We start from the raw sequence: 2,830 nt of genomic DNA, 5'->3' as shown, positions 1-2,830 counted from the left end.
ACCAATTCAATGTAGGCAATCTTGCTAAGGCTGCTCAAATTCGCTGTTTTAGCGTTCAAGCAATAAATTTTGTAATACAAGGTCTCCCCGGAAAATAGTACACTCGAATTATAATGTACAAATAGATTTTCTTTCGGAATTTCGTCGTAAACGCTGAGATTTTCATTTTCAATAGTTTGGCCATGTACAATGCCGAAAAAAGCTATATGACACCAAACTAAAAATAAAATTCCCTTGTTCATCCTAACGTTATTTATTCTTCCCAGAAATCAGGTACTACGTTACTTCCAAAAACCGTGCAATCCCCACAGATATCCGCTACCACTATATAGGGGCCTTCAAAAGGCTCAGGGTCGCTATTTTCTCTTAGATACCTAACAAAATCAGACCTCACCAAATCTAGAAGAGTATCATATCTCGGAGCGTCCTGTAAACAATCGTTTACAAAGTCGGGCAAAGGGCCATCGGGGAAAAAATCGGGGTGTTCAAAAAATATTCGCTTACTGCTAACAGCTGAAACATCGAAGAAACCGACTACTTTTTCGTCAGCATCCGTTTCCGATACGATATTACCTGCAAAAAAACCAGGCTGATTTTCCGAAAACAGGCTTTCAGAACCGGAAAAATCCCTTAGGGTCTCATAAAAGGTAAAGGCATCTCTAGATACAACGAACTGTTTTACAAGAATGCTGTACCGGTTTGCCAAAATATAACTGTCCTTATCAATAAACCGAATCGGAAAGCGGGCCAATCGATTTTCTGTAAATGCATTGGTGTTGGCTACGGTAATGGTATTGGATAGTTCGGTTCTGAAGCAGGTTCTTTCTTCCTGATCTTTTATCACCAAATCCAATTGAGAGCTGCCTGGGGGGGTCTCGACCAAGTCGTTCTGTGTCCAAAACGGGGCAATTACCTTATAGGTCTCTTCATACTCATATCTGTAATAGGCGGTATTTGCACCGATACCGACATTGTCGATAAAGATGGAAATACCTTCATTACCCGTATCATTGGTTCTTTCGGCGTAAAGCTCATCAATTTCGTCGGTATCCTGTATTGTCAGTCGTGACGAACTGGAAACATACGACCGGCCATTGTTGGTGGTTACAAAAAGTTGATAGCCCTGATTGGGCTGTGCCGCAAATTCGTTAGCGGAGGTATAGACTCCAGGTGCTGTTTCCCTGAATACATATTCATTTTTAGAGTCATCGATTATGGAGACCTGCGCGTTGCTTTCAGCGACCGTGGCATCCCCCTCAAGCGGTGAAGCCCTGGTCAATGTTATTTGTTGGGTTTTCATTTCGTCGGTCAGGGTCGCTTCGATTATGATCACACTTTCAAAAGTCCCCGTTTCCGCATCAAAAGGTTCGACACAGCTATATAAAAAAAGAATGGTCAATTTTAGTATCGAAAAACTATATTTTACTTTGAAAACCATCGATTTACGTCAAAATTTGAAATTATAGGTAATTGTTGGAACGGCAATGGAAAAAATCGAGCTTTGATAGGCTTTGACCTGACCATCTTCGGTAACGAAAAATACGGAATACGGATTATTTCTACCCAATACATTGTATACGGAAATGTTCCAAAAGCTATGCGCCAGCTTTTTTATTTTATGGTTACCTTCAATATTGATACCGAGATCTAGACGGTAGTAATCGGGTATCCTGAATTGATTCCGATCGCTGTAGAGCACGAATTCCGAGTTATTATACGTATACCTTCCGATCGGATAGGTGACCGGTCGGCCCGTTTGATAGGCGAAATTAGCGGAAACACTATACCGCTTGGTCAGTTTATAGTTCGCTACGACACTAAGATCATGTGGTTTATCGAAATTGGAAGGGAAATAATCTCCATTGTTAACCGTTTCTTCACTGAAATCACTATCCAGTTTCACCAAGGAACGTGAATAGCTATATCCCAACCATCCATTAAGCCGACCCGTGGTCTTTTTGACCAATAGTTCTACTCCGTACGCTCTTCCGTCACCTTGTAGTACCTCGGTCTCTATGGTCTCGTTCAACAATAGCTGTGCACCCACTTTAAAGTCAAGAATATTTTCCGATGTTTTATAATATCCTTCCAAACTGGTCTCATAGGTATTGTCATCAAAATTCTTATATAGCCCTAAGGATACTTGATCGGCATTTTGGGGTTTAATATTCAGGTCGGATAGTTTCCAGGTATCCGTTGGGGAAACCGTTGTATTGTTTGAAAGGGTATGAATGTATTGATAGGTGCTGTTATAGCTCGCTTTGACCGAAAAGTCATCGGTCAAAAAATATCTGGCCGACAACCTGGCTTCTAGGCCATCATAGGTTTTGATGGATTCGTTTTGTCCGAAATCTAGCTGGTCGACCAAAGTGGATGCGTTTTTGGGTTGTCCCTCATCATAGATCCGTTGAATGGATTCTCCTAAAGCGGCATAGATCGAATATCGTAATCCCGCATTGACTGTAAACCTTTTACTAACCGTAAAATCGTCCGATATGAAAATGGCGGACTCCAACCCCCTTTCCTCGGGTATCATCAATGGGGAAACTATAGAGGCATCGCCGTTGGGTTCGATGTTACCGGGGTCGACCGCATATAGTTTGGTGGAGACGCCATAGGTGAACTTATGGGCCTTGGAATAGAGGTACTGCATTTTTAGTTTAACTTCTGTTTCGTTCACCCGATAGCCCAACAAAAAATCGTCGTCGGTATTGCCATCATAATCGATATTGAATTTATATTGGCTGTTGGCAAGCACTAGACTTCCCTTGTTTTTTTCGTTGAAATCGTGACGCCAATCCAATGAAAAGGATCTATTGCTATAGCTGAA

General features: G+C 41.7%; 3 protein-coding genes. All 3 read right to left on the bottom strand.

The features are described from left to right. Positions 1 to 242 (bottom strand): hypothetical protein (locus ACEW8S_RS04800; protein WP_373517044.1); only part of this gene is annotated, 242 nt, incomplete at its 3' end. Positions 243 to 253: 11 nt separating this feature from the next. After that, positions 254 to 1,438 carry a DUF4249 domain-containing protein gene (locus tag ACEW8S_RS04795; RefSeq protein WP_373517043.1) on the bottom strand — a complete coding sequence of 395 codons (1,185 nt, stop codon included), beginning with the start codon at positions 1,436 to 1,438 and terminating at the stop codon, positions 254 to 256. A gap of 9 nt (positions 1,439 to 1,447) precedes the next feature. Next, the coding region (locus ACEW8S_RS04790) for a TonB-dependent receptor plug domain-containing protein (RefSeq protein WP_373517042.1) at positions 1,448 to 2,830 on the bottom strand (1,383 nt) is incomplete at its 5' end.

Source organism: Pricia sp., from assembly GCF_041745955.1.
Classification (GTDB): domain Bacteria; phylum Bacteroidota; class Bacteroidia; order Flavobacteriales; family Flavobacteriaceae; genus Pricia.
This window is presented reverse-complemented; position numbering and strand designations above follow the sequence as displayed.